The following is a 25824-nucleotide window of genomic DNA, read 5'->3' on the forward strand; positions in this document are numbered from 1 at the left end:
TTCGCGGCCGCAACTGACCCGAGGAGTTTCGATGCCGCTGACCCCGGCCGACGTCCACAACGTCGCCTTCAAAAAGCCGCCGATCGGCAAGCGGGGCTACGACGAGGAGGAGGTCGACGCTTTCCTGGACGAGGTCGAGCGCGAGCTCGCCCGTCTCATCGAGGAGAACAACGAGCTGCGCGCCCAGGTGGAGCGCGGCGGCCGTGGTGGCGCCCCCGCCGGCCCCGGTGGCGACGCCCGTCTCGCGGCGGAGCTCAACGACGTCAAGGCCCAGCTCGACCGGGTGCAGCGCGACAAGGCGGCGGCCGAGCAGGCCGCCCGCGCGATGCAGGCCGAGCTGGAGCAGGTCCGCTCCGCCGGTGGCCCGGCCGTCGGCGGCGCCGACGGTGAGCAGCAGGCGCTGCGGGTGCTGATGATGGCCCAGCGGACCGCCGACGACCACGTCTCCGACGCCCGCCGCGAGGCCGACCAGCTGCTCTCCGAGGCCCGTTCCAAGGCCGAGGAGGTCACCCGCGAGGCCCGCGCCAAGGCCGACGCCCTGGAGCGCGACGCCCGCCAGCGGCACCAGGAGGCCATGGGCGGCCTGGACGCCAAGCGCACGGCCCTGCAGAAGCACATCGAGGAGCTCAAGCAGTTCGAGCGCGAGTACCGCACCCGGCTCAAGGCCTACCTGGAGAGCCAGCTGCGCGACCTCGACGGCCGCGGCCAGGGCCTGGAGGTCGAGATGACCCGTGGTGGTGAGGGCAACCGGGCCGCCAGCGGCGGCAACGGGCTGGCCACCGCAGGGCTCGCCGGCTCCTACGGCGGCGGCGGTCGCTCCGGCGCTCTCGAGACCGGGCGCTGAACCATCGGTCGGCGACCGTCGTCACGATGACGGTCGCCGACCTCGCCTCATCAGCACGACGCGGCGGGGGTGAGCCGTGATAGTCGCCAGTCTCCTGCTCATCCTCGTCGCGGTGGTGCTGCTGGTGCTCGGCCTGGCCGGTGGCTCCAGCGTTCTCCTGACCATCTCCATCGCGGCCAGCCTGCTGGCCGCCGTCGCGCTGGTCGCGGGCGCCCGCCAGGCGGCTGCGGACCGGGCGGCGGCGGACCCGGGCCGGCCGGGGTGGCGACCCCGTCGGGCGACCCGCCCGGCCGGACCGGCCTTCGCCGGTGGGCCGCCGGCGGAGCCGGAAATCCCCGTCCAGCACGTTCCTTCCACGGTCGACGCCGACGGCACCGGGTGGCGGCAACCGCCCGAGCCGCCGGTGACCGACGGCACCGTCCCGGCCGCCGCCACGCCCGGTGCCGGCCCCGCCGTGCCGTACGACGACGAGCCGCCCGCGCAGGACGTCACCCCGGGCGAGGCCGCCCGGGTGGCCCGCCTCGCCGCCGAGGTGCGGGTGGTCGACGGGCGGCCCCGCTACCACCTGGCCGACTGCGCGTACCTCGTGGGGCGGGAGCACGAGCCGCTTCCGGTCGCCGAGGCCGTCGACCTCGGCTTCACCCCGTGCGGCCGCTGCGCGCCCGACACCGCCCTGCTCGCCGACGCCGGTCGGATCTGAGCGGCGGGACGCTTCCTGATGGACGCCACGCTGACCGTCGCGGTCCGGGTGAAGCCCGGCTCCGCCCGGGCGCGCGTCGGCGGCCGCTTCGACGGGCCGCACGGTCCGGCCCTGGTGATCGCGGTGCACGCCCCCGCCGTGGACGGGCGGGCCACGGAGGCGGCCCGGCGGGCGCTGGCCGGGGCGCTGGGCGTACGGCCGGCCGTGGTGTCGTTGCGGGCCGGCGCGGCCAGCCGCGACAAGCTCTTCCTGGTCGAGGGGCCCGCCCCGGAGTTGACGGAGGCGCTGCGCCGGCTGCGTGACGGGGCCGCCGGGTGACGGACGCCGGAGCCGGGCGGCGGTGACGCCGGGGCTGGATCTCGCGCTCCTGCTCGGTGCGGGTGTCCTGCTGGTCGCGGTCGGCGCGGTCCGTCTCTCCACCCGGCTCGGCGTGCCGAGCCTCCTGGCGTACCTGGCCCTCGGGGTGGCGATCGGGGAGGCGGGGCTGGGCATCCGCTTCGACGACGTCGAGCTGACCCGGACCCTGGGCTTCTGCGCGCTCATCGTGATCATCGCCGAGGGCGGGCTGACAGCCCGGTGGAGCACCCTGCGCCCGGTGCTCGGGCTGGCCGCACTGCTCTCCACGGTCGGCGTGGTGGTCAGCATCCTGGTCGTCGGCCTCGTCGTGCACCTGCTGCTGGGACTGGACTGGCGGCTGGCCCTGCTCTACGGCGCGGTGCTCTCCTCCACCGACGCGGCGGCGGTCTTCGCCACGCTGCGCCGGCTGCGGCTGCCGCCCCGGCTGGTGGCCACCCTGGAGGCGGAGTCGGGGATGAACGACGCCCCGGTCGTGCTGTTGGTGGTGCTGCTGTCCCGGGAGGGCGTCACCCACCCGTGGTGGTACGAGATCTCCCTGGTCAGCTACGAGCTGGGCGCCGGCGCGGCGGTCGGCCTCGCGGCCGGCGTCGGCGGGCGGTGGGCGCTGCGCCGGGCGGCGCTGCCGTCGGCGGGGCTCTACCCGATCGCGGCGGTCGGACTGACCGTGTTCGCCTACGCCGCCGGCGCGGTGCTGCACGCCTCGGGTTTCCTCGCCGTCTACGTGGCGGGGGTGATACTCGGCAACGCCCGCCTGCCGCACCGGCAGGCGATCCTCGGTTTCGCCGACGGCCTGGCGTGGCTGGCCCAGATCGGGCTCTTCGTGCTGCTCGGGCTGCTCGTCTCGCCGGGCCGGCTGGGCTCGGCGGTGCTGCCGGCGGTGGTCGCCGGGCTGGCGCTCGTGCTGCTGGCCCGGCCGCTGTCGGTGGCGGCGTCCGCACTGCCGTTCCGGTTCGGCCTGCGCGAGCAGGCGTTCCTGTCCTGGGCGGGGCTGCGCGGGGCGGTGCCGATCGTGCTCGCCACCATTCCGCTGTCGGAGCGGGTGCCGGGCGCCGACCGGCTCTTCGACTCCGTCTTCGTACTGGTGGTGATCTTCACGCTGTTGCAGACGGGGACGCTGGCTCCGGTGGCCCGCCGGCTGCGGGTCACCGCGCCGGCCGAGGCGACCGAGATCCGGGTGGAGACGGCGCCGCTGGAGCGGATGGGCGCGGACCTGCTCCAGTTGGAGGTGCCGCCCGGTTCCCGGCTGGCCGGGGTGCACGTCGACGAGTTGCGGTTGCCGCTGGGCGCCTCGGTGACCCTGGTGCTGCGCGACGGGGCGGGCGTCGTGCCGGGCCCGGACTTCCGGCTGAAGACCGGCGACAGCATGTTGATCGTGGCCACGGCCGGGGTGCGCGACGAGGCGGAGCGGCGGCTGCGGGCGGTCAGTCGGCGGGGCCGGCTGGCCCGCTGGTTTGGCGAGTACGGCCGGGGTCCCGACGCGTGATCTGCTAGCGTTCCTTTTGCCCCGGTTAGGGATGACCAGGGGCCGAACGCCGGTACGTCGGAGCGGCACGTTGTCGTGCGCCTGTACGTTCCGTATTCTTGCGAATCTCCGGAGTGCGCGGCCCCGTCGCCGCGCGCCCCTTTTGTACCTGGGGGCGCCGATGCCGGCGGCCCCTGTCCAGGTGCCGCGGAACGCCGCGGTTCCGCGGCCGAGGGAGCGACGATGGCGAAGCCAGCCGACACCAGGACCGCCGGTCGGAAGCCGGTGGCGAAGGCCACCCGCAGCGCTGCGGAGACCGAGAAGATCCGGGCGGCCCTGGCGGCGCGGCGTGACGAGTTGCGCGCCGAGTACGATCGGACGCTGAGCGAGATCACCGAGCTGCAGCGCGACCGGCTGACCGACTCGGCCGGGGACGACCAGGCCGACACCGGGACCAAGACGTTCGAGCGTGAGCAGGAGATCTCACTCGCCAACAGCATCCTGGAACGGATCACGCAGGTCGAGCGGGCGCTGGAGCGGCTCGACGAGGGTGGCTACGGCTGGTGCGAGCGGTGCGGCAACCCCATTCCGGTGGAGCGGCTCGCCGCCTTCCCGTCGGCCACCCTCTGCGTGACGTGCAAGCAGCTGGAGGAGCGGCGCTGAGGCCCGCTCCCCGGCGGCCATGGGAGGCGGCGCGGACGCGTCGCCGCGAGCGTCGATGGGGAGCAGATGTCCGAAGCACCGCCCGCCGGGCCCGGCAGCGCTGAGCCGGGTGCCGACAGCGCCGAGCCGAGGTCCGGCACGCCCCACCGCCGGGCCGCCGCCACCCTGTTCGGCCTCGCGCTCACGGTGCTCGCCGCCGACGCGGCGACCAAGCACCTCGCCCTGGGCGCGCTCGAGGACCGCGAGCCGGTCAGGCTGCTCGGCGGCGCGGTCTACCTCAGCCTGACCCGCAACAGCGGCGCGGCGTGGAGCATCGGCGCCGACTACACCTGGGTCTTCCCGCTGATCACCCTCGGGGTGGTCGGTTGGATCGTCTGGATGGCGCTGCGCCTGCGCTCGCTGCCCTGGGCGATCTCGCTGGGCCTGGTGCTGGGCGGGGCGCTGGGCAACTTCGCCGACCGGGTCTTCCGCGCCCCGGGCTGGTTCGTGGGGCACGTGGTGGACATGGTCAGCGTCTTCGCCCCGTACGGCCGGGTGTTCCCGGTGTTCAACCTGGCCGACAGCGCCCTCGTCTGCGGTGTGTTGCTCGCCCTCCTGCTGGAGTTGACCGGCCGGCAGCGTGACGGCAGCCGGATCGGCCACGGCGAGTCCACCGACGAGGCGGCGGCCCAGGCCGACGCCGGACAGCGGGAGCGGGCATGACCGCCGCCTTCGCCGCCGGTGGCGACCACCGTTCCCTGCCCGTCCCCGACGGCCTCGACGGCACGCGGCTCGACCAGGCCGTGTCGCGGCTGTTCGGGCTGTCCCGCACCGCCGCCGCGGCCCTGGTCGACGCCGGCGACGCGCTTGTCGACGGGGCCGCCCGGCCGAACTCCTACCGGGTGAAGGCCGGCTCCTGGCTGGAGGTGACCCTGCCCGCGCCGGTCGCCCCGCCCACCGTGGTGCCGCAGGCGGTGCCCGGGCTGCGGGTGGTGTACGCCGACGACGACATCGTGGTGGTGGACAAGCCGGTCGGCGTCGCGGCCCACCCGAGCCCCGGCTGGACCGGCCCGACGGTGATCGGCGCGCTGGCCGCCATCGGGCACCGCATCTCGACCAGCGGCGCCGCCGAGCGGCAGGGCGTCGTGCACCGGCTCGACGTCGGCACCACGGGCATCATGGCGGTGGCCAAGAGCGAGCAGGCGTACACCGCGTTGAAGCGGGCGTTCAAGTACCGCGAGGTGGAGAAGCGCTACCACGCGGTGGTGCAGGGGCACCTGGACCCGCTGCGCGGCACCGTCGACGCCCCGATCGACCGGCACCCCACCCACGACTACCGCTGGGCGGTGGTCTCCGGCGGCAAGCCGAGCATCACCCACTACGACACGGTGGAGGCGTTCCCGGCGGCGAGCCTGGTCGACGTCCGGCTGGAGACCGGGCGCACCCACCAGATCCGGGTGCACTTCTCCACGCTGCGGCACCCGTGCGTGGGCGACCTCACGTACGGCGCCGACCCGACCCTGTCCGCCCGGCTCGGCCTGTCCAGGCAGTGGCTGCACGCCCGGTCGCTGAGCTTCCTGCACCCCCGCACGGGGGACGAGGTCCGCTTCGTCAGCGACTACCCTGACGACCTGGACCGCGCGCTCGAGATCCTCCGCGACTGAGCGTCGTCCCGCCCGTGACGATCCGACGAGGGGATCCCGCCGTGTGTGCCGGTACCCCCGACCCGACAGTGGGCGAAACGTCGGAACCCGCGCCGGGCGTGACGCAACCATCACCGACACCGGCCGGACCGGCCGGCGGCGGGTCGCCACCGGCGGTCCCGTCGACCTCCCCGTACGCCGGCGCCGACGGCGTACGGGGGCCCGTGCCGTGACGGGAGGAAGAACCGAAGGTGCGTAGACGGGTGTGGTCCGAATAGGGTTTCGTTCGTAGCCTGTCAGACGGGCATCGATGGCGCTGGGAGGGCGAGCCTTGGAGGGCAGCGAGACCGGCTGGGGGCGGCCGGCCGAACCAGCACCGCGGTGGCGGGCGCTGCTCGACCGGGCCCGGCACGGCAGCCGCACGGCCGAGCAGGCCGAGGCCGACCGACACGCCGATCCGCCGCCCCTCCCGCCGGAGCCGCTGCCCCGCCGCTCGTCGGGCAACGGCTATGCCGCGCGGGTGCCGGCCATCGGGCGGGCCCCCGAGCCGTACGCGCCGGAGCCCGGCCCGCCGCCGTACGGCGCGGACGGCCCACCCGCGTACGGCGCGGAGTACGGCCGGCCGGTCGACGCGGGCTACCGGGCCGAGGCCACCTACCGGGTGGAGCCGGCCTACCGGGTGGACCCGCTGGAGCCCGCCTACCGGGTGGAGCCGGAACAGCCGCCCGAGCCGAGCTACCGGTCGGATCCGGTGGAGCCGTCCTACCGGTCGGATCCCATCGAGCCGTCCTACCGGTCGGATCCGGTGGAGCCGTCCTACCGGTCGGACCCGGTCGAGCCGTCCTACCGGGCGGATCCCATCGAGCCGAGCTACCGGTCGGGCTCCATCGAGCCGTCCTACCGGGCGGATCCGATCGAGCCGTCCTACCGGGCGGACCCGGGGTATCCGGCCGAGCAGGCGTACCGCGTGCCGGCCCAGCCACCGCCGCCCCGCATCGAGACCGAGCCGCGCCGGGGCCCGGGGGCGGTCGAGTCGCGCTACGCGGTGCTGGACAACGGCTACCGGCACGAGCCGCCCCCGGTCGAGTCCCGCTACGCGGTGCTTGACAACGGCTATCGCTCCCGGCGCGCCCACCAGGCCCCGCCCGCCGTGCCGCCGCCCGCCGCACCACCGCCGGCCGTGCCACCGCCGGCGGTACCGCCGCCCGCCGTGCCGCCGCCCGTTGTGCCGCCGGTCGCCGCTCCACCGCCCACCGCACCGCCGCTCGCACCGCCGCCCGCCGAGCGGGGCTACCCGGCGCGCGTCGAGTGGCGCCCACGCGGCACGGAGAACGAGGTGGAGCGCGCCGTCGGGGTGCTCCGCCGCGACCTGGGCACCCCCCGGGTGCTCGCGTTCGCCAACCCGAAGGGCGGGGTGCACAAGACCACCGCCACCGTGCTGGCCGCGGCGACCGTCGGCAGCGTACGCGGGCGGGGCGTGCTGGCCTGGGACGACAACGAGCTGCGCGGCACGCTCGGGCTGCGCGCCGGCAGCGCGCGGCACGCCCGGACCATCCGGCACCTGGTCGGCGATCTCGCGCACGTCGAGATCAAGGAGGGCCCGGAGCTGCTGGCGCACCTGGACGACTACCTGCGGCACGCCTCCGACGGCTCGTACGACGTGCTGGCCGGCGAGGAGAGCCCCCGCTTCGCCCAGCGGCTCGACCAGTTCACCGTCCGGCGGGTGCTGGAGTTGCTGCGGCGCACCCACGACGTGGTCTGCGTGGACACGGGCAACAACGTGGAGAGCGCCAACTGGCGCACCGTCATGCAGGCGGCGGACCAGCTCGTGGTGACCACCGTGCCCCGCGAGGACGCCGCGTTCAGCGCCGACTGGATGCTGGACCTGCTGCACGAGGTCGGGATGGGGGAGCTGGCCGACAACGCGGTCACCCTGATCTCCTGCCCCACCCCGGGCCGCTCGCCGTTGCAGGACGACCTGGAGCGGCACTTCGCCACCCGTACCCGGGCTGTCGCCGTGGTCCCGTACGACCCGGCGCTGGAGACCGGCTCCTCGATCGAGTACCACCAGCTCCAGCAGGAGACCCGGCAGGCGTGGCTCAAGGCCGCCTCGGTGATGCTGGAGCCGTTCGCCCGGTGAGCGGGTGTGCCGCCACCGACCGCCCACGGCGCCCACGGGCCTGAGAGGATCACCGGGTGAGCGCGGACACCCCCGAACCCGACCGGCCCGGCCCCCGGCCCGACGAGCCGGGGGCACCGGCCGCCCGGGCGGAACCCGACCCGCCGGCCCGCGTCGGCCCCGCCGACCCGCACGACGCCCGGGAACCCGCCCCGCCGTACGACGCGGGGACGACACCGCCGCACGCCCCGACCGGCGACCCGTGGCACACCACGACCGGCGCACCGGCGTACGCCCCGACCGGCGACGCGTGGCGGGCACCGGCCGGCGCGCCGCCGCACGACGGGCCGCCGGGGTACGTCCCCGGCAACACCGACCTCGGGTACGCCGCCGGCTATTCGCCCGTGCCCGTGGAGCCGGACCTGCCGCGCGGGCGGGCGGTGCGGCTCGCCCTGCTGACGGTGCTCGCGTCGAGCGTGCTCGGGGTGCCGCTCGGGCTGCTCTGGGCCGCCCTCGCGCCGGACACGCCGGTGATCAAGGTCGCCGAGGGGGCGATCTACGCCGAGCCGCAGCCGGAGCAGCCGATCGCCGCCGACGGCTGGTTCAGCCTGCTGGGGCTGGGCTTCGGGGTGCTCGCCGCCCTCGTGCTGTGGTTCCTGCTGCGCCGGCTCCGGGGACCGGTCGGGCTGTTCGCCATCGTGCTCGGCGCCTTCGGCGCGGCGCTGGTCGCCTGGCAGGTGGGTCGGCGCACGGGGCTGGCCGGCTACGAGCGGCTGCTGGAGAGCGCGCCCGTCGGGCAGGCCTTCGAGAAGCCGGCCGACCTGCGGGCCGGCGGGATCGAGTGGGTGTTCGGCGTGCTGCCGGTGCCGCACGGCAACCTGCTGCTGCCGGCGTTCGGCGCGGCCGTGACGTACACCCTGCTGGCCGGCTGGTCCCGCTGGCCGTCGTTGCGCCCGGAGCGCGAGCCCGGCCTGCCCGGGCTCAGTTGGGGGTCGGCGGGGACGCCAGCTCCGTCAACGGCACCGGAACCGCCCGCACCTGGCGCAGCAGCGCCGCCTCACGGTTGAGCAGGCGCAGCTCGGCGCGGAGCCGGGCGGCGGTGTCGTCGATGGCGAGCAGCCGCTGCCGGTCGGCCACGGTCAGCACGGCCGTCGCGGCGACCAGGTGCGACAGCACCGTCGGATCCTCCGGCAACTGCTCGGACAGCTCCTCGGGATCGGCCCGGATCAGGCCCAGGTACTGCCGGAAGACCGAGATCACCCGGGCGGCGAGCAGGTCGGCGACCTCGTCGGGCCCGCCCGGCTCGGGCAGCCACTCCACGTCGGCGGTCAGGTAGGGCTCGGTGTCCCGGTCGACGTCGGCGACGCGGAACCTGCGCTTGCCCACCGTGACGATGTCGAAGCCACCGTCGGGGCGCTCGGTGACCTGCCGCAGCTCAGCGGTGCAGCCCACCTCGTGCAGGGTGACGTCGCCGCCACCGGGCAGCGGCTTGCCGTCCGGCCCGGTGGGGGCGACCTCCCAGCCGGCCCGGATGGCCACCACGCCGAACTCGCGCGGGGCGTCCTCGGGCAGCGCGACCAGGTGCCGGACCAGGGCGCGGTAGCGCTCCTCGAATATGTGCAGCGGCAGCACCAGACCGGGGAAGAGGACCATTCCGAGCGGAAACACCGGCAGCCGCGCAGTCACGCGTCGAGCGTAGCCCGATCCCGGCGCGGCGGCGTGGCCCGGCTCACCGTCCCGGCGTACGGGCGGCGCCGGTCGCCGTCCGGGCGGGCCGCCTAGACTCGCAAGGGTGTTGAACCGGATCGACCTGCGCGGCGGCGTCCGTGACCCGCGCCGCCTGCTGCCCCGTGCCCAACTCGACGTCTCCGTGGCCGTCGAGCGGATCCGCCCCCTCGTGGAGGCGGTCCGGGAGCATGGTTACCCGGCGATCCGGGAGGCCAGTGAGCGCTTCGACGGGATCTCGCCCGAGGTGCTGCGGGTGCCCGCCGAGGCGATCGCCGAGGCGGAGGGCACCCTCGCTCCCGAGGTGCGCGCCGCGCTGCTGGAGTCGATCGCGCGGGCCCGCAAGGTGCACGCCGACCAGCGCCGCACCGACCACACCACCCAGGTGGTGCCGGGCGGCACGGTGACCGAGCGCTGGGTGCCGGTCGACCGGGTCGGCCTCTACGTCCCCGGCGGCCTGGCGATGTACCCGTCGACCGTGGTGATGAACGTGGTGCCGGCCCAGGCGGCCGGGGTGCGCTCGCTGGTGGTGGCGAGCCCGCCGCAGAAGGAGAACGGCGGCCTGCCCGACGCCCGGGTGCTCGCCGCCTGCGCCCTGCTGGGTGTCGACGAGGTCTACGCCGTCGGCGGCGCCCAGGCCGTCGCGATGCTGGCGTACGGCGCGGCGGTCGACGCCGAGGGCGCCGCGCACTGCGACCCGGTCGACATGATCACCGGGCCGGGCAACATCTGGGTCACCGCCGCCAAGCGGCTGCTGCGCGGCGTCGTCGGCATCGACGCCGAGGCCGGCCCGACCGAGATCGCCATCCTGGCCGACGACACCGCCGACCCGGCGCACGTCGCCGCCGACCTGGTCAGCCAGGCCGAGCACGACCCCCTCGCGGCCAGCGTGCTGGTGACCCCCTCGGTCGAGCTGGTGGAGGCCGTGGAGCGGGAGCTGGCCCGGCAGGTGCCGGCCACCAAGCACGCCGAGCGGGTCACCACCGCGCTCACCGGCGAGCAGAGCGGCGTCGTCCTGGTCGACGACCTCGACGCCGGGCTGCGGGTGGTCGACGCGTACGCGGCCGAGCATCTGGAGATCCAGACCCGGGACGCCCGCGAGTGGGCGCTGCGGGTGCGCAACGCCGGGGCGATCTTCGTCGGCGCCTGGTCGCCGGTGTCGCTCGGCGACTACTGCGCCGGATCCAACCACGTGCTGCCCACCGGCGGCTGCGCCCGGCACTCCTCGGGGCTGTCGGTGCAGTCCTTCCTGCGCGGCATCCACCTGATCGACTACTCCGAGCAGGCGCTGCGCGAGGTGGCCCCGCACGTGGTCACCCTGGCCGGCGTCGAGGACCTGCCGGCGCACGGCCGGGCCGTCCAGGTGCGCTTCCCGGGGGAGCTGGCGTGAGCGAGCGCAGCGTGCGAACCAGCAGGCTCAGCCCCGATGCCGTCGCCGAGCGAAGCGAGGTGGCGGCATGACCACCCTCGACGACCTGCCGATCCGCGACGACCTGCGCGGGTTGTCGCCGTACGGGGCGCCGCAGCTCGATGTGCCCGTGCGGCTGAACACCAACGAGAACTCCTACCCGGTGCCCGAGCCGGTGGTGGACGCGATCGGCAAGGCCCTCGCGGCGGAGCTGCGCGACCTCAACCGCTACCCGGACCGCGACGCCGTGGCGCTGCGCGCCGACCTGGCCGGCTACCTGGGCCACGGGCTCACCGTCGAGCAGGTGTGGGCGGCCAACGGCTCCAACGAGATCCAGCAGCAGCTGCTCCAGGCGTTCGGCGGCCCGGGGCGCAGCGCGCTCGGCTTCGTCCCCGCGTACTCGATGCACCCGCTGCTGGCCCTCGGCACCGGCACCCGGTGGGTGCCCGCCCGCCGTGGCGTCGACTTCGGGCTGAGCGCCGACGAGGCGGTCGCCCAGGTCCGCGAGCACGCCCCGGACGTGGTCTTCCTCTGCTCGCCGAACAACCCGACCGGCACCGCCCTCGACCCGGCGGTGGTCGCCGCGGTGCTGGACGCCGCGCCCGGCATGGTGGTCGTCGACGAGGCGTACGCCGAGTTCGCCCGCCCCGGCACGGTCAGCGCCCTGGCGGTGCTGCCCGGGCACCCGCGGCTGGTGGTGACCCGGACGATGAGCAAGGCCTTCGGGTTCGCCGGCGGCCGGCTGGGCTACCTGGCGGCCGACCCGGCGGTGGTGGCGGCGGTGCAGCTGGTCCGGCTGCCGTACCACCTCTCGGCGCTCACCCAGGCCGCGGCCCGGGCGGCGCTGGCGCACCGCGACGCCCTCCTCGACACGGTGGCCGCGATCTGCGCGCAGCGGGACCGGATCGTGGCGCGGCTGCGCGAGCGGGGGGTGCGGGTGGCCGACAGCGACGCCAACTTCGTGCTGTTCGAGGTCGGGGGCGACCAGGCCGCCGCCTGGCGCACCCTGCTCGACGCCGGCGTGCTGGTCCGTGACGTCGGCCTGCCGGGCTGGCTGCGGGTCACCGCCGGCACCCCCGCCGAGACCGACGCCTTCCTCGCCGCCGCGGAGAAGATCCAGTGAGCGTGCGAGCCCCCGCAGTCGCGACCGAAAGGCAAGCAATGAGCCGGACCGCCCGCGTGGAGCGGATCACCAAGGAGACGAAGGTTCTCGTCGAGATCGACCTCGACGGTACCGGCCGGGCCGAGATCGGCACCGGCGTCGGCTTCTACGACCACATGCTGCACCAGATCGCCCGGCACGGCGGCTTCGACCTGACCGTGCGCACCGTGGGTGACCTGGAGATCGACGCCCACCACACGATGGAGGACACCGCGCTCGCCCTGGGCGCCGCGTTCGACCAGGCGCTGGGGGACAAGGCCGGCATCCGGCGGTACGGCTCGGCCACCGTCCCGATGGACGAGGTCCTCGTCCGGGCCGCGGTCGACCTGTCCGGCCGCCCGTACGTGGTGCACGACGAGCCGGTGCTGGCGCCCTACATCGGGCCGGTCTACCCGACCAGCATGACCCGGCACATCTGGGAGTCCTTCGGCCAGGCGGCCCGGATCACGCTGCACGTGGACGTGCTGCGGGCGGCCCGCCCCGGCGGTCATCCGGACGCCCACCACGTGGTGGAGGCCCAGTTCAAGGCGGTCTCCCGCGCGCTGCGCGAGGCCACGGCCGTCGACCCGCGCGCGGCGGGCGCGATCCCCAGCACGAAGGGGGCGCTCTGATGGGTGGGGTGCTGCCGACGTTGCTGCTGATCCTGGCCGGTGTGCTGGTCGGCGGGGCGTTGTCGCTGCACAAGCAGGGCGCTCCGCGTAAGGCGGTGGTCCTCACGGCGCTGCTCGCCGCGCTGGCCACGGTCGGCGGCGTGCTGTGGCTGCTGCCGGGGGAGGGCGCGTGAGCCGCGTGGTGGTGCTCGACCACGGGTCGGGCAACCTGCGCTCGGCCGAGCGGGCCCTGGCCCACGCCGGCGCGGACGTGACGGTGACCGACGACCTGACCGCCGCCGCCGAGGCGGACGGCCTGGTGGTGCCCGGTGTGGGCGCGTACGCCGCCTGCATGGCCGGGATCGAGGCCCTCGGCGCCGGCCCGGTGATCGCCGAGCGCGTCGCCGCCGGCCGTCCGGTGCTGGGCATCTGCGTGGGCATGCAGGTGCTCTTCGAACACGGCGACGAGCACGGGGTGGTGACCAAGGGGCTCGGGCTGCTGCCCGGCGGGGTGACCAGGCTGGCCGCCCCCCGGCTGCCGCACATGGGCTGGAACACGGTCGCGGCGCCGGCGGGTTCGGTGCTCTTCGCCGGCCTGCCCGCCGACAGCCGGTTCTACTTCGTGCACTCGTACGGGGTCGGGGACCCGGGCGCGCTGGCGGAGGCCGGCGCCACGGTCACCACCGCCCACCACGGGACGGACTTCGTGGCGGCCGTGGAGCGCGGTCCGCTCTGCGCCGCGCAGTTCCACCCGGAGAAGTCCGCCGACACCGGTGCCGCGCTGCTGCGCAACTGGCTCGCCACGCTTCCCACCGGTGACTGAGCGCCTGCCCGGTGCGGCGGGCCCGCTCCGGCCCGCCGCCGGCCGCCCTGTCGCGCGTCGACAGCTACCCGGACGACCGCGCCCCCGGCGGGACACGCCGTGAGCAAGGAGCGGGCCCGGCGCCGGGCGGCCCGGGAGGCCGAGGTCGCCCGGGAGCGGGCCGTCCGTGAGCGGCGGACCGCCCGGCGGTCGCGGCGGCGGGCACTGGTCCGCCGGTTGACGCCGTCGCTGCGCCGGGGGCGGACGGGCCGGCTGCCCCGGCACAGTCGCGGCGAGCGGGCCGCCATCGTGCTGCTGACCCTGGTGGCGATGGTCCTGATCTGGTCGTTCGTCGACGATCTGGCGCTGCGCATCGCGCTGGTCGTGCTGTTGCTGCTCGTACTGCCGGCGATCGTGGTGATCGCCCTGGACCGTCGCACCTGACTTCGAGGAGAAATACCGTGAGCCTCACCCTGTTGCCCGCCGTGGACGTCGCCGACGGCCAGGCCGTCCGACTCGTGCAGGGAGCCGCCGGCAGCGAGACGACGTACGGCGACCCGTTGGAGGCCGCCCTCGCGTGGCAGCGGGACGGCGCCGAGTGGATCCACCTGGTCGATCTCGACGCCGCGTTCGGCCGGGGCTCCAACGCGCACCTGCTGGCCGAGGTGGTGCGGCAGCTCGACGTGAAGGTGGAGTTGTCCGGCGGCATCCGCGACGACGAGTCGCTGCACGCCGCGCTCGGCACGGGCGCCGCCCGGGTGAACATCGGCACCGCCGCCCTGGAGGATCCGGTCTGGTGCGACCGGGTGTGCGGGGAGTACGGCGACCGGGTGGCGATCGGGCTCGACGTGCGGGGCCGTACCCTCTCCGCCCGGGGCTGGACGCGTGACGGCGGCGACCTCTTCGAGGTGCTGGAGCGGCTCGACAAGGCGGGCGCGGCGCGGTACGTCGTCACCGACATCACCAAGGACGGCACCATGCGCGGGCCGAACCTGGACCTGCTGCGCGAGGTCTGCGCCCGCACCGACGCCCCGGTGATCGCCTCGGGCGGCGTCTCCACCCTGGACGACCTGCGGGCGCTGGCCACCCTGGAGCCGATCGGGGTGGAGGGCGTGATCGCCGGCAAGGCGCTGTACGCGGGCGCCTTCACCGTGGCGCAGGCGCTGGAAACCCTGGCGGCGGCGTGACCGTCACGCGGCTCGGCTCGGGCGGCCCCTGGGAGTCGGTGTACGGCTACTGTCGGGTCGTCCGGGCCGGCGACCTGGCCTGGACGGCCGGCTGCACCTCGACGGTGGACGGCGTGGTCACCCACGTCGGGGACGCGGCGGCGCAGACCGCGCAGGCCCTGCGGATCGGCCTGGACGCGCTCGCCGAGGTGGGCGCGGAGCCCGGGGACGTGGTGCGGACCCGGATGTACGTCACCGACCGGACGTACGCCGACGAGGTGGGCCGGGCGCACAACGTGGTCTTCGGCGCGGTCCGTCCGGCGGCCACCATGGTGGTGGTGGCCGGCCTGCTCGACCCGGACCATCTGGTCGAGGTGGAGTTGGAGGCGTACCTCGGCGAGCGCTGAGCCCCGGGAAGCGCGCCGAGACGGTGCCGCCCGACGCGCCGCGTCGCGACCTGATCGGTTGCGCGCAATCTAATCGCGCGCTACGGTTCCCCGGTGACCGACCATCTGGTACTGCGCCGGCAGGTGTGCTTCGCGCTCTACGCCGCGTCGCGCGCCCTCACCGACGTCTACCGGCCCGTCCTCGACGAGTTCGGCCTGACCTACCCGCAGTACCTGGTGCTGCTGGTGCTCTGGGAGCGCGACGACGCCCCCACGGTCTCCGAGCTCGGCGCCGCCCTGCGACTGGACTCCGGCACGCTCTCCCCGCTGCTCAAGCGGCTGGAGGGGGCGGGGCTGGTCGTCCGGACCCGGTCGGCGCGCGACGAGCGGCGGGTGGAGGTGGGCCTGACCGGCGACGGGCGGGCCCTGCGGCACCGGATGGACGAGGTGCCGCTGCGGGTCGCCCGCGCCACGGGCCTCACCGAGGCGGAGCTGGTCGCCCTGCGCGACACCCTCACCCGGGTCACCGAGACGATCCACCGACAGAAGGAGCAGTGACCACCATGCAGGTGCTCTACACCGCGTCCGCCCGGGCCACCGGGGACGGTCGGGACGGCCACGTCCGCACCTCCGACGGCACCGTCGAGCTCGACCTGGCCGTGCCGAAGGAGATGGGTGGCGCCGGCGGCGCCGCCAACCCCGAGCAGCTCTTCGCGGCCGGCTACGCCGCCTGCTTCCACTCGGCGCTGCGCCTGGTCGCCCGCAAGGCGAAGGTCGACGTCTCCGGCTCGGTCGTCGAGGCCGAGGTCGGCATCGGCGCCAACGGCAGCGGCGGCTTCGGGTTGGCCGTCACCCTTCTGGTCGACCTCCCGGCCGTCGAGCGGGCCGCCGCCGAGCAGGTCGTCGAGCAGGCCCACCAGGTCTGCCCGTACTCGAACGCCACCCGCGGCAACGTCGAGGTCACCCTCACCGTGCGCGAGGCGCTGTGAGCACCCGCAACCGGGAGATCCACCTGGCCGCCCGCCCGCAGGGCTGGCCGACCGCGGACAACTTCCGGCTCGTCGAGACCGAGGTGCCCACCCCCGGCCCGGGCCAGGTCGTGGTCCGCAACCGGTACATGTCGGTCGACCCGTACATGCGGGGGCGGATGAACGACGTCAGGTCGTACGTGCCGCCGTTCGCGCTCGACGCCCCGCTGGACGGTGGGGCGGTCGGCGAGGTGGTGGCCAGCGAGGCCGAGGGCCTCCAGCCCGGCGACACCGTGCTGCACGGCCTCGGCTGGCGCGAGTACGCACTGCTCGACGCGCGGGCCGCCCGGAAGGTCGACCCCGACCTCGCCCCGGTCAGCGCCTACCTGAGCGTGCTCGGCATGACCGGCCTGACCGCGTACGCCGGGCTGCTGGACGTCGCCGGGATGAAGGCGGGGGAGACCGTCTTCGTCTCCGCCGCCGCCGGCGCGGTGGGCAGCCTGGTCGGCCAGATCGCCAAGCTGCGGGGCGCGGCGCGCGTAATCGGCAGCGCGGGCTCGGCGGCCAAGGTCGAGCGGCTGCGCGCGCTGGGCTTCGACGCCGCGTTCGACTACCACGACGGGCCGGTGCGCGACTCGCTGAAGGCTGCCGCCCCGGACGGCGTCGACGTCTACTTCGACAACGTCGGCGGCGACCACCTGGAGGCGGCGATCTCCGCGATGAAGGTGCACGGCCGGGCCGCGATCTGCGGCATGATCGCGCAGTACAACGACACCGAGCCCCCGGCCGCACCGCGCAACCTGGCGCTGGTCATCGGCAAGCGGCTCACCCTGCGCGGCTTCCTGGTCGGCGACCACGGCCACCTGCGCGACGAGTTCGTGCGCGAGATGGCCGGCTGGCTGCGCGACGGCAGGGTCTCGTACGACGAGACGGTCGTCGACGGCATCGAGAACGCCCCGGAGGCGTTTCTCGGCCTGCTGCGCGGCGAGAACCTGGGCAAGATGCTCGTCCGGGTGTGAGCGAGGCCGCTTCTCCGGCGTGGGGGACCCCCGTCGACCGCGGTGACCGGCCGTACCGGCCGGTCACCGCCGGTGCTGGGAGGGATAGGCTCGCGGCATGACGGTGGCGGTGCGGGTCATCCCGTGTCTCGACGTGGACGCCGGTCGGGTGGTCAAGGGGGTCAACTTCCTCGACCTGCGCGACGCCGGCGACCCGGTGGAACTGGCGGCGGCGTACGACCGGGCCGGCGCGGACGAATTGACCTTCCTCGACGTCACCGCCTCCTCCAGCGACCGGGGCACGATGCTCGACGTGGTCCGCCGCACGGCGGAGTCGGTCTTCATCCCGCTGACCGTCGGCGGTGGCGTCCGGCAGGTCGCCGACGTCGACACCCTGCTGCGCGCCGGCGCGGACAAGGTCGGGGTGAACACCGCCGCCATCGCCCGCCCCGAGCTGATCGCCGAGATCGCCGACCGCTTCGGCCGGCAGGTGCTGGTGCTTTCGCTCGACGTGCGGCGGGCACCCGGCAGCGGCACGCCCAGCGGTTTCGAGGTGACCACCCACGGCGGTCGGCGCGGCACCGGGCTGGACGCGGTCGAGTGGGCCCGGCGCGGCGCCGAGCTGGGCGCGGGCGAGATCCTGCTGAACTCGATGGACGCCGACGGCACCAAGACCGGCTTCGACCTCGAACTCATCGGCGCGGTGCGCCGGGTGGTGGACGTGCCGGTGGTGGCCAGCGGCGGCGCGGGCGAGGTGGCGCACTTCGCACCGGCGATCGGCGCCGGCGCCGACGCGGTGCTCGCCGCCAGCGTCTTCCACTTCGGCGAGCTGACCGTCGCCGAGGTCAAGGACGCGCTGCGCGGGGCCGGGCACCCCGTCCGCTGACCGCCCGCGCGATCCGTCCGGCCGGCGTGATCCGCCCGGTCCCTCCGGCCCGCGTGATCCGGCCGGTCCCTCCGGCCTGCCCGGCCCGTCGGTGCCCGCTCAGTCGCGGCGGGACCGGTTCTCGGGGGAGCGCCGGGGTGCCGGGATCGAGCGCACCACGTACTCCTGGACGGCGGCGGCGTGGTCGGCCTCGTCCAGGTGCCAGTCGGCGCTGACGGGGGCGTGCCGCCGGAGCAGGACGCCCTGCACGGTGTCCACCGTGGTGGCCAGCCCGGCGTTCGGCCTGGTGCGCCAGAGGCGCTCACCGTCGGTGGTGATCCGGAACCAGCCGTCGGTGACGCTGACCAGCCCGGCCCCGACGAGGCGACGGACCGCAGCCTCCACCTCGTGCCGCTCGGGGATCGCCTGGTTGAGATGGTCGGCGGTGGAGATCACGTCGGCGAGGCGTACGCCCTCGGGGCGGCGGCTGCTCGCCGCGCGGCGGTGCCGTCCCGCCCCGCTGGCGATCACCACCGAGACGAAGATCCAGGCATCGGTCCAGCGCCATCCGTTCTCCCCCATGCGAGGATTCTGCCGGGCGTGGCGTCCGAAGGGAACACCCGGCGTCCGGGTCGCGTCAGGTGGCGGGGAGCGGCGCCACCGGGCCCGGGGCGGGGTCCTGCGGCCCGGGGACCGTGAACAGCGGCAGGAAGACCTGGGTCAGCGGGCCGATGCCCAGCGCGTAGGCGATCGTGCCGACGCCCACCGTCCCGCCGAGCAGCCAGCCCAGCGCCAGCACCGTGACCTCGATGACGGTGCGGACGAGCCGGATCGAGCGGCCGGGCCGGCGGGCGACGTAGCCGGTCATCAGGCCGTCGCGGGGACCGGGTCCGAGGCGGGCGCCGAGGTAGAGACCCGTGGCCGCCCCGTTGGCCACGATGCCGGCGACCAGCATCCCGGCCCGTACGCCCAGCGACCCGCCGGCCGGCATCAGCGCGAGTGTCGCGTCGACCACCAGCCCGACCACCAGCGCGTTGCTGACCGTGCCGAGGCCGGGGCGCTGGCGCAGCGGTATCCAGAGCAGCAGCACCAGCACGCCCACCGCGATGGTGACGGTGCCGATGGAGAGGCCGGTCAGCTCGGACAGGCCCTGGTGGAACACGTTCCACGGGTCCAGGCCCAGCTCCGAGTTGATCATAAGAGCCATGCTGACGCCGTAGAGGACGAGGCCCGCGTAGAGCTGGCTCAGCCGCCGCGCGGGACGATGTCGGAGATTGCCAATCGGTGTCACCCATGCCACGCTAAAGGCCAATTGGCGCAGCGTAAGAGCCAATCCGGGAGGAGTGGCCATGACGAGTCAGGTTCGGGGTGTCCAATTGGCCCGGCTCCTCGGTCAGTGGCATGCGCTTCCCGGCCGCCGGCGCAGCCCCGACTACGCCGCCCTCGCCGGTGCCGTACGCGGCCTGCTCGCCGACGGCCGGCTACCGCTGGGCGTGCGGCTGCCCGCCGAGCGGGAGCTGGCCGAGGCGCTGAAGATCAGCCGGACCACGGTCACGGCGGCGTACCGGGAGCTGCGGGAGAGCGGGCACCTCGCCAGCCGGCGGGGTGCGGGCAGCTGGACGATGCTCCCGGGCACCCACCGGGTGGCGAGCACCGGGCTCTGGACCCCGCTGGACGACCGCGACATGATCGACCTCGGGGTCGCCGCGCTCGCCGCGCCGCCCGAGCTGCTGCCGGCCGCCCGCGCGGCGGCCGAGGACCTGCCCCGCTACCTGGGCGGCGCCGGCTACCACCCGACCGGGATCATCGAGCTGCGCGAGGCGGTGGCCCGCGCGTACACCGACCGGGGCCTGCCCACCTCACCTGACCAGATCATGGTCACCAACGGCACCCAGCACGCCCTCGACCTGGTGCTCCGGCTGGCCCTCGCCCCCGGCGGCAACGTGCTGGTCGAGGCGCCCAGCTATCCGAACGCGCTGGCCGCGCTGGCCGCCCGCCGGGCCCGGATCACCACCCACGGCCTGGCCGTCGAGGAGCCCGGGTGGGACGCCGACCTGCTGCTCGGCGCCCTCCGGCAGGCCCGGCCCAAGCTGGCGTACCTGATCCCGGACTTCCAGAACCCGACCGGTCACCTGATGCCGGCCGCGCTGCGCGAGCGGGTGGTGGCCACCGCGCACGCCGTCGGCACCGACCTGGTCGTCGACGAGTCCTTCGTGGACCTGCCGCTGGACGGGACGGTGCTGCCCCCGCCCACCGCCAGCTTCGACCGGCACTCCCGGGTGATCACCATCGGCGGCATGAGCAAGCCGTTCTGGGGCGGCCTGCGGATCGGCTGGGTCCGCGCCTCCGCCCCGCAGGTGCAGCGGCTCGCCGCCGCCCGCGTCGGCGTCGACATGGCCAGCCCGGTCCTGGACCAGCTGGTCGCGGTCCACCTGCTCGCCGACGCGCCGGGCATCGTCGCCGCCCGGCAGGCCCAGCTCACCGTCCAGCGCGACGCGCTGCTCGCCGCGCTCGCGCAGCGCCTGCCCGAGTGGCGGGTCACCGTCCCGCACGGCGGGGTGACCCTCTGGGCCGAACTCGACGGGCCGATCTCCAGCGCGCTGGCCCGGGCCGCCGAGGAGGTCGGCGTACGCCTGGCGCCCGGTCCCCGGTTCGGCCTGGACGGCACGCTGGAGCGCTTCCTGCGGCTGCCGTTCACCCTGCCGGCCGCCGACCTGGTCGAGGCGGTCGGCCGCATCGCCGCCGTCCGCTACGACCTGGACCGGGGCGGCCGGTCGCAGTGGCGGGAACCGGCGGTCATCGCCTGAGGGTCGGGCCGGCGTGCCGGCCGGAACGGGCCGCCGGGTCGGTCAATCGCGCCTGCGCCCCGCCGCGGGGCTGGGAGACTGCGCAGGTGGAGGACGTTCGGGGGGCGCGGTGGCCGCGCGGGATCCTGCCGAGCGCACCGGGCTCCCGCACCACCCGGCTCGAACTCTTCTACGACCTCGTCTTCGTCTTCGCCTTCCTCAACGTCACCACGGTGACGGCCAACAACCCGACCCCGCGCGGACTGGTCCAGCTCCTGGTGGTGCTCGCCCTGCTGTGGTGGTGCTGGAGCGGCTTCGCCGCGCTGGGCAACGTGGTCCGCACCGACCAGGGGTTCGCGCCGCTGGTCGGGTTCGTCGTCTCCGCCGCCGTCTTCGTGCTCGCGCTGAGCCTGCCGAAGGCGTTCGTCGACCGCCCCGGCGGGCTGCCCGGCCCGGTGGTCTTCGCCGTCTGCTACTTCCTGGTCCGCGCGACCCAGGTGACGGTCTTCCTCTGGGCCGTCCGCTCCGACCGGGAGGTGCGCCGGCGGATGCCCGTGCTGGCCCTGCCGTTCCTGCTGGCGACGGGCCTCATCCTGACCGCCGCGCTGGTGCCGCAGCGCCTCCTCGACGGCCGCGCCGAGATGATGCTGCGGCTGGTGCTGTGGCTCGCCGCGCTCGGCGTCGAGTACGGCTCCGGCCTGGCCCAGCACCGCGCGGGCTGGACGGTGCTCTCGGCGGGGCACTGGGCCGAACGGCACGCGCTGATCATCATGGTGGCGCTCGGCGAGTCGATCATCGCGTTGGGGATCGGGCCCGGCCCCACCCCCGCCCTGCCGCTGACCTGGCCGGTGATCATCGCGGCGCTGCTCGGCATCGCGGTGGTCGCGGCACTGTGGTGGGCGTACTTCGACACCCTCGCCCTGGCCATGGAGCAGGTGCTGCACCGCACCCGGGAACGGCGTACCCGCGCCGGGCTGGCCCGGGACGTGTACACCTACCTGCACCTGCCGTTGATCACGGGCGTGATCCTGTTCGCCCTGGGCCTCAAGGGGCTGATCCACGAGGGCGCCGACCCGACGACCCCGAGCTGGGGGGTGCCGCTGCCCGGCTTCGACATGCTGGCCCTCTTCGGCGGGGTCGCGCTCTACCTGCTCACGCTGATCCTGCTCGGCAGCCGGATGCTGGGCGCGGCGCGCTGGCCGTCGATCTGCGGGGTCCTGCTGCTCGTCGCGCTGACCCCGGTGGCCGGGCAACTGCCGGAACTGGTCGCCCTGGCCATGCTGGCGGTGGCCGCCGTGCTGACGGTCGCGGTGCAGACGGTCGTCGACGCCCCGCGGCGGCGGCGCGTGCGGCAGGTGGCGCTGGAGGAACAGCTCGCCTCCGAGGCCGAGCAGACGCGGTGGCGGGGCCACCACCTGTGAGCCGGCGCCCCGCCCGTCCGACGTCGGCGACCCCGTACGGAACGTGGGGCCGCCGACGTCGCGGGCTCAGAGCTCGGCGAGCGTGCCCGCGTACATCTTCTCGATCTCGCCGGCGAAGTTGCTCTCCACGCCGCGGCGCTTGATCTTGAGCGACGGGGTGATCTCGCCGTCCTCGATGGTCAGGTCGCGCGGCAGGATGGCGACCTTCTTGATCGTCTCCCAGCGGTTGAGCTTGGCGTTGAGCTCGGCCACGTACCCCTCGACCATGGCCTTCGCCTCCGGCGAGGTGACGATCTCGGTGTAGTCGCGGCCCTCCAGGGGAGTGCCGGCGGCCCAGCCCTTGATCGCCTCCGGGTCCAGCGTGACCAGCATCGTGCAGTAGTTGCGGGCCTGGCCGATCACCACCGCCTGGGAGGTGTACGGGCAGGTCGCCTTGAACATCCCCTCGATGTGCGAGGGCGCGATGTACTTGCCGCCCGAGGTCTTGACCAGGTCCTTCTTCCGGTCGGTGATCTTCAGGTAGCCGTCGGAGTCCAGGGTGCCGATGTCACCGGTGCGGAAGAAACCGTCCTCGGTGAACGCGGCGGCGGTCTCCTCGGGCAGGTTGTGGTAGCCGCGCATCACCGGCCGGCCGCGCACCAGGATCTCGCCGTCGGTGTCGATCCGGCACTCCAGGTCGCCCATCGCCTTGCCGACGGTGCCGATCCGCAGCCCGTCCGGCGGGTTGACGAAGTTGCCGGCGCTGGTCTCGGTGAGGCCGTAGCCCTCGGAGATCGGCAGGTTCGCCGCGGCGAAGAAGGTGGCGATCTCCGGGCTGAGCGGGGCGGCGCCGGAGACGAGCACCCGGATCCGGCCGCCGAGGCGGGCCTGGAGCTTGCTGAACACCAGCTTCTCGGCCACCGTGTACTTCAGCTTCAGCCCCGTCGGGAGCGGCCGGCCGGCCTGCTCCAGGGCGACCTTCTCCTTGCCGACCCGGACGCCCCAGCCGAAGATCTTCGCCTTCGCGCCGCCGCCGGCCTGCGCGGTGGTCACCGCCTTGTTGTAGACCTTCTCGAAGACCCGGGGCGCGCCGCACATCAGCGTCGGCCGGATCACCGAGAGCAGCTCGACCAGCTTGTCGACCCGGCCGTCGACGTACGTCGGCAGGCCCACGTGGATCGCCCCGCAGAGCAGGGTCTTGCCGAACGAGTGGGACAGCGGGAGCCAGAGGTACTGCAGGTCGTCGTCGCGGAGCAGCCCCACCTCGACCTGCGCCACGCCCTCCCAGCACCAGCCGCCGTGCAGCAGCTCGACGCCCTTCGGGCGCCCGGTGGTGCCGGAGGTGTAGATCAGCGTGGCCAGGTGCTCGGGACCGATCCCGGCGACCAGCATGTCGATCAGGTCGGGCTCGGCGGCCAGCGCCTGGGTGCCCTGCTCCTCCAACTCGGCGAGGGTGAGCTGGGGGACGGCGGCGGCCGGGTCGGCGGCGCCGTCGAAGAGCACGACGTGGGTCAGCGCCGGCAACTCGGCACCGGCGATCTTGGCGGCCTGTGCCGGGTTCTCGGCGAACAGCACCCGCGAGCCGGAGTCGGCGATGATGTAGGTCGCGTCGTCGGGCTCCGTGGTGGGGTAGACGGTGGTGGTCGCGCCGCCGGCGCACATGATGCCGAGGTCGGCGATCACCCAGTCGAGCCGGGTGTTCGCCAGGATCGCGACCGGATCCTCCAGGCCGACACCGAGGCCGTGCAGCCCGGCGGCGACCGCCTTGGCGCGACGGGCCATCTGCTCCCAGGTCAGCCACACCGGCCCGGAGTCGTCGGGGGCCGGGTGGGCGAAGGCGTCGCGGTCGGGGGACGCCGCCACGCGCTTGAGGAACATGTCGGGGATGGAACGGTACGGTACATCGAGAGCCATCGCTGTAGCCGCCTTCGGGGGTGGAGACGTGACCACGGTCACGTCGGCGTTCGTTACCGAAGGGTATTGCCTGCGCCCGGGCATCGGCTAGCCCTGTGGATCACGGCTGGGCCACGTCTCGGAGGATGGACGCCCGGCTCAGGCGTACCGGGCCGCCTCCAGCGACCAGTCGTAGGTGGCCCGGATCCAGTTGCGCCGCGCGGTGAGGGCCGGCCGCAGGCCGTCGTCACCGGTGGCGAGCAGCGCCGCCTCCGTCGTCAGGTACGCCGAGAGGCCCTCGTTGAACCGGTCGGCCGCCGCCCGCAGGGCCGACGACTCGTCACCGGCCGTCCGCCCCGCGGCGATCACCGCGACCAGATTGTGCACGTCCGGCTGCGCGAGGTGCTCCTTGCCGTACGAGAAGACGTCGTTGCACCAGCAGACCAGGTCGGCGGCGAGCAGGTCGAGCGCGACCAGCGACGGCTCGGCGCGGTGGGTCGCGTCCGGCAGCGCCCCGGCGGCCAGCTCCGTGAGGGTGAAGCTGGGGTGGACCCCTCCGGTGTGCCGGCGCATCTGGACGTACTCGGCCAGCCCCGGCGCCCGCCCGTGCTCCCGGTTCGCCGCCTCCCAGAGCAGGGCCAGCAGATATTCCCGCACCTCGCCGACGAAGCGCAGCAGCGCCACGGGCCCGCCGGCGGCGTGGGCCCGCCGGCACAGGTCGCCCAGCGCCTCGCCGAGCGGCCCGGCCACGGTCTCCGTCTCGGTCGCCGGGGCGTCGGCCCGTCCCCCGTGGCCGTCCAGCACGTCCAGCAGGGCGGCGACGGTCGGCGCCAGCCGGGTGGGGGAGTCGCCGAGGCCGTCCTCGTCGCAGGCGTCGTCCATCACGAACAGCCAGGAGACCAGGTCGGTCAGCAGCCGCAGCCCCTCCACCGGGCCCTCCGGGCAGGCCCGCCCGGCCAGCCCGGCGGCGTCGGCCCGGCGCAGCCGGTGCAGCCGGTGCCCGTTAGCGATCAGCCCGTGGCCGAGCGCCCACTCGGTGCTCTCCCGCGCCACCCGTGCGGTGGCGTCGTGCTGGCGCGCGGGAAAGGGGGGTTCCCGTAGCGCCGAGACCGCGAAGGTCCGCATGGTGCCCCCTGTCGCGCCGCCCCACGGCGGGACGGCGCGGGACAGCGTACGGGAGCAGGGATCGGTCGCTATCGTTGGGTAACCGCTTTTCCGGATTGTGCTGTGACCGTTAACGCGCAGTGCGTCACATGCCCAGGTTGGCGCCCCGGAGCCGCTCGGCCGGTGCCGCCGGCCCGTCGATCTGCACCCGGGACACCCGCTGCCGGCCGCTGAGGAACAGGGCCAGCTCGCCCGGCGCCCCCACCACCCGAACGGGTTCGCCGCCCCGGCCGACGGAAAGCTCCCCGTAGCCGGGCGCCTGGACGAAGACGTCCGCGGGGAACCGGCGCAGCGCCAGCCGGGCCAGCCCGGTGCACCGCTTCCAGAGCGCCGCGTTCAGCCCCGCCCCCAGGTCGCGGGGGAGCCAGCCCGGCCGGGCCCGGCGCACGTCCTCGTGGTGGATGAAGAACTCCAGCGTGTTGGCCAGCTCGTCGGTGAGCGGGTTGCTGACCGGGCTCCACACCGGCGGCCGGCGCACCTCTTCGAGGAGGCGTGGCCAGGGGCGCGCGGCGACGCGCAGGCGCACCCGCTCGGCGTAGCCGCGCAGCGGCGGGAGCAGGATGCCGCCGGCGGCGTCGGGTCGGCGTTCGCGCAGCACCAGGTGGGCGGCGAGGTCGCGGGTGGTCCATCCCTCGTTGACCGTCGGCGCGTCCGGTCCGAGCGTCTGCATCAGGTCGACGAGCGCCTCGCGCTCCGTTCGGGCGTACCGCGGCATGCCCCGATCGTAGGCGCGCCCGGCCCACT

The 25824-nt window shown here is 74.9% G+C and carries 29 protein-coding genes; 23 read left to right on the plus strand and 6 right to left on the minus strand.

The window, feature by feature from the left end; all coding sequences use genetic code 11:
* The first annotated feature begins 31 nt into the window (after positions 1-31).
* The 9 genes from ABZ573_RS08000 to ABZ573_RS08040 all read left to right on the plus strand — a co-directional run bounded on the left by ABZ573_RS08000 (position 32) and on the right by ABZ573_RS08040 (position 8834).
* A complete protein-coding gene (locus ABZ573_RS08000) occupies positions 32-844 on the plus strand; it encodes a DivIVA domain-containing protein (protein ID WP_151455893.1) in 813 nt (270 codons plus the stop codon).
* 76 nt (positions 845-920) lie between these two features.
* Entirely contained in the window at positions 921-1544 is a 624-nt protein-coding gene (locus ABZ573_RS08005; RefSeq protein ID WP_151455894.1) for a hypothetical protein, read from the plus strand.
* An 18-nt stretch (positions 1545-1562) separates the two neighbouring features.
* Entirely contained in the window at positions 1563-1862 is a 300-nt protein-coding gene (locus ABZ573_RS08010; protein WP_151455895.1) for a DUF167 domain-containing protein, read from the plus strand.
* A gap of 22 nt (positions 1863-1884) precedes the next feature.
* Positions 1885-3384, plus strand: a complete 1500-nt coding sequence (locus ABZ573_RS08015; RefSeq protein WP_358116638.1) for a potassium/proton antiporter — start codon at positions 1885-1887, stop codon at positions 3382-3384.
* A gap of 222 nt (positions 3385-3606) precedes the next feature.
* On the plus strand, positions 3607-4026 hold the full coding sequence (locus tag ABZ573_RS08020; RefSeq protein WP_121400566.1) for a TraR/DksA C4-type zinc finger protein: 420 nt from the start codon (positions 3607-3609) through the stop codon (positions 4024-4026).
* Positions 4027-4092: 66 nt separating this feature from the next.
* Positions 4093-4728 (plus strand): signal peptidase II, encoded by a 636-nt coding sequence (lspA, locus tag ABZ573_RS08025; protein ID WP_151455896.1) that lies wholly within the window; start codon positions 4093-4095, stop codon positions 4726-4728.
* The gene (locus ABZ573_RS08030) at positions 4725-5669 is read left to right on the plus strand and encodes an RluA family pseudouridine synthase (RefSeq protein ID WP_151455897.1); all 945 of its coding nucleotides are present in this window, start codon (positions 4725-4727) and stop codon (positions 5667-5669) included. Before lspA ends, ABZ573_RS08030 begins: the two co-directional genes overlap by 4 nt.
* A gap of 310 nt (positions 5670-5979) precedes the next feature.
* Positions 5980-7788, plus strand: coding sequence for an AAA family ATPase (locus tag ABZ573_RS08035; RefSeq protein ID WP_358116641.1), 1809 nt, complete (start codon positions 5980-5982; stop codon positions 7786-7788).
* Between the two features lie 383 nt (positions 7789-8171).
* Entirely contained in the window at positions 8172-8834 is a 663-nt protein-coding gene (locus ABZ573_RS08040) for a DUF2567 domain-containing protein (RefSeq protein WP_151454292.1), read from the plus strand.
* Here the strand turns inward: ABZ573_RS08040 and ABZ573_RS08045 are convergent.
* Positions 8749-9453, minus strand: a complete 705-nt coding sequence (locus ABZ573_RS08045) for an LON peptidase substrate-binding domain-containing protein (RefSeq protein WP_151454285.1) — start codon at positions 9451-9453, stop codon at positions 8749-8751. The genes ABZ573_RS08040 and ABZ573_RS08045 overlap by 86 nt on opposite strands.
* A gap of 106 nt (positions 9454-9559) precedes the next feature.
* On the opposite strand from ABZ573_RS08045, the gene hisD reads away from it, so the two are divergent.
* The 12 genes from hisD (at position 9560) to hisF (ending at position 17858) form a co-directional block, all read left to right on the plus strand.
* Positions 9560-10882, plus strand: a complete 1323-nt coding sequence (gene hisD, locus ABZ573_RS08050; protein WP_327029118.1) for a histidinol dehydrogenase — start codon at positions 9560-9562, stop codon at positions 10880-10882.
* Between the two features lie 67 nt (positions 10883-10949).
* The gene (locus tag ABZ573_RS08055; protein WP_151454283.1) at positions 10950-12023 is read left to right on the plus strand and encodes a histidinol-phosphate transaminase; all 1074 of its coding nucleotides are present in this window, start codon (positions 10950-10952) and stop codon (positions 12021-12023) included.
* A gap of 38 nt (positions 12024-12061) precedes the next feature.
* Positions 12062-12673: an imidazoleglycerol-phosphate dehydratase HisB gene (hisB, locus tag ABZ573_RS08060; RefSeq protein WP_132236332.1), complete on the plus strand. Its 612-nt coding sequence runs from the start codon at positions 12062-12064 to the stop codon at positions 12671-12673.
* Positions 12673-12846, plus strand: a complete 174-nt coding sequence (locus tag ABZ573_RS08065; protein WP_192581373.1) for a hypothetical protein — start codon at positions 12673-12675, stop codon at positions 12844-12846. Before hisB ends, ABZ573_RS08065 begins: the two co-directional genes overlap by 1 nt.
* The gene (gene hisH, locus ABZ573_RS08070; RefSeq protein ID WP_151454282.1) at positions 12843-13475 is read left to right on the plus strand and encodes an imidazole glycerol phosphate synthase subunit HisH; all 633 of its coding nucleotides are present in this window, start codon (positions 12843-12845) and stop codon (positions 13473-13475) included. The genes ABZ573_RS08065 and hisH overlap by 4 nt, the downstream gene beginning before the upstream one ends.
* A gap of 99 nt (positions 13476-13574) precedes the next feature.
* A complete protein-coding gene (locus tag ABZ573_RS08075; RefSeq protein WP_358116647.1) occupies positions 13575-13898 on the plus strand; it encodes a hypothetical protein in 324 nt (107 codons plus the stop codon).
* A gap of 17 nt (positions 13899-13915) precedes the next feature.
* Positions 13916-14641 carry a bifunctional 1-(5-phosphoribosyl)-5-((5-phosphoribosylamino)methylideneamino)imidazole-4-carboxamide isomerase/phosphoribosylanthranilate isomerase PriA gene (priA, locus tag ABZ573_RS08080; RefSeq protein ID WP_151454280.1) on the plus strand — a complete coding sequence of 242 codons (726 nt, stop codon included), beginning with the start codon at positions 13916-13918 and terminating at the stop codon, positions 14639-14641.
* A complete protein-coding gene (locus ABZ573_RS08085; RefSeq protein ID WP_132236340.1) occupies positions 14638-15027 on the plus strand; it encodes a RidA family protein in 390 nt (129 codons plus the stop codon). Before priA ends, ABZ573_RS08085 begins: the two co-directional genes overlap by 4 nt.
* A gap of 93 nt (positions 15028-15120) precedes the next feature.
* Entirely contained in the window at positions 15121-15564 is a 444-nt protein-coding gene (locus ABZ573_RS08090; RefSeq protein ID WP_151454278.1) for a MarR family transcriptional regulator, read from the plus strand.
* A gap of 5 nt (positions 15565-15569) precedes the next feature.
* Positions 15570-15995, plus strand: coding sequence for an organic hydroperoxide resistance protein (locus tag ABZ573_RS08095; RefSeq protein ID WP_311411665.1), 426 nt, complete (start codon positions 15570-15572; stop codon positions 15993-15995).
* Positions 15992-16993, plus strand: coding sequence for an NADP-dependent oxidoreductase (locus tag ABZ573_RS08100; protein WP_358116651.1), 1002 nt, complete (start codon positions 15992-15994; stop codon positions 16991-16993). Before ABZ573_RS08095 ends, ABZ573_RS08100 begins: the two co-directional genes overlap by 4 nt.
* A gap of 97 nt (positions 16994-17090) precedes the next feature.
* Positions 17091-17858, plus strand: a complete 768-nt coding sequence (gene hisF / locus ABZ573_RS08105) for an imidazole glycerol phosphate synthase subunit HisF (protein ID WP_151454276.1) — start codon at positions 17091-17093, stop codon at positions 17856-17858.
* A gap of 99 nt (positions 17859-17957) precedes the next feature.
* Here hisF and ABZ573_RS08110 read toward each other — a convergent pair whose 3' ends face one another.
* Positions 17958-18419, minus strand: a complete 462-nt coding sequence (locus ABZ573_RS08110; protein ID WP_151454275.1) for a hypothetical protein — start codon at positions 18417-18419, stop codon at positions 17958-17960.
* 55 nt (positions 18420-18474) lie between these two features.
* Positions 18475-19128, minus strand: coding sequence for a hypothetical protein (locus ABZ573_RS08115; RefSeq protein ID WP_132236350.1), 654 nt, complete (start codon positions 19126-19128; stop codon positions 18475-18477).
* A 58-nt stretch (positions 19129-19186) separates the two neighbouring features.
* Between ABZ573_RS08115 and ABZ573_RS08120 the strand changes: the two genes are divergently transcribed.
* Together ABZ573_RS08120 and ABZ573_RS08125 are read left to right on the plus strand one after the other, a co-directional pair.
* Positions 19187-20644, plus strand: coding sequence for a PLP-dependent aminotransferase family protein (locus tag ABZ573_RS08120; protein ID WP_151454274.1), 1458 nt, complete (start codon positions 19187-19189; stop codon positions 20642-20644).
* 86 nt (positions 20645-20730) lie between these two features.
* Positions 20731-22044: a low temperature requirement protein A gene (locus ABZ573_RS08125; protein WP_225852150.1), complete on the plus strand. Its 1314-nt coding sequence runs from the start codon at positions 20731-20733 to the stop codon at positions 22042-22044.
* 66 nt (positions 22045-22110) lie between these two features.
* Here ABZ573_RS08125 and ABZ573_RS08130 read toward each other — a convergent pair whose 3' ends face one another.
* The 3 genes from ABZ573_RS08130 to ABZ573_RS08140 form a co-directional block, all read right to left on the minus strand.
* Positions 22111-23937, minus strand: a complete 1827-nt coding sequence (locus ABZ573_RS08130; protein ID WP_327029109.1) for a long-chain fatty acid--CoA ligase — start codon at positions 23935-23937, stop codon at positions 22111-22113.
* Positions 23938-24075: 138 nt separating this feature from the next.
* Entirely contained in the window at positions 24076-25041 is a 966-nt protein-coding gene (locus tag ABZ573_RS08135; protein WP_358116657.1) for a terpene synthase, read from the minus strand.
* A gap of 124 nt (positions 25042-25165) precedes the next feature.
* Positions 25166-25795 carry a TIGR03085 family metal-binding protein gene (locus tag ABZ573_RS08140; protein WP_327029107.1) on the minus strand — a complete coding sequence of 210 codons (630 nt, stop codon included), beginning with the start codon at positions 25793-25795 and terminating at the stop codon, positions 25166-25168.
* Between the last annotated feature and the right edge of the window lie 29 nt (positions 25796-25824).

Origin of the sequence: Micromonospora sp. NPDC007220 (assembly GCF_040634035.1) — a bacterium.
Classification (GTDB): Bacteria; Actinomycetota; Actinomycetes; order Mycobacteriales; family Micromonosporaceae; genus Micromonospora; species Micromonospora reichwaldensis.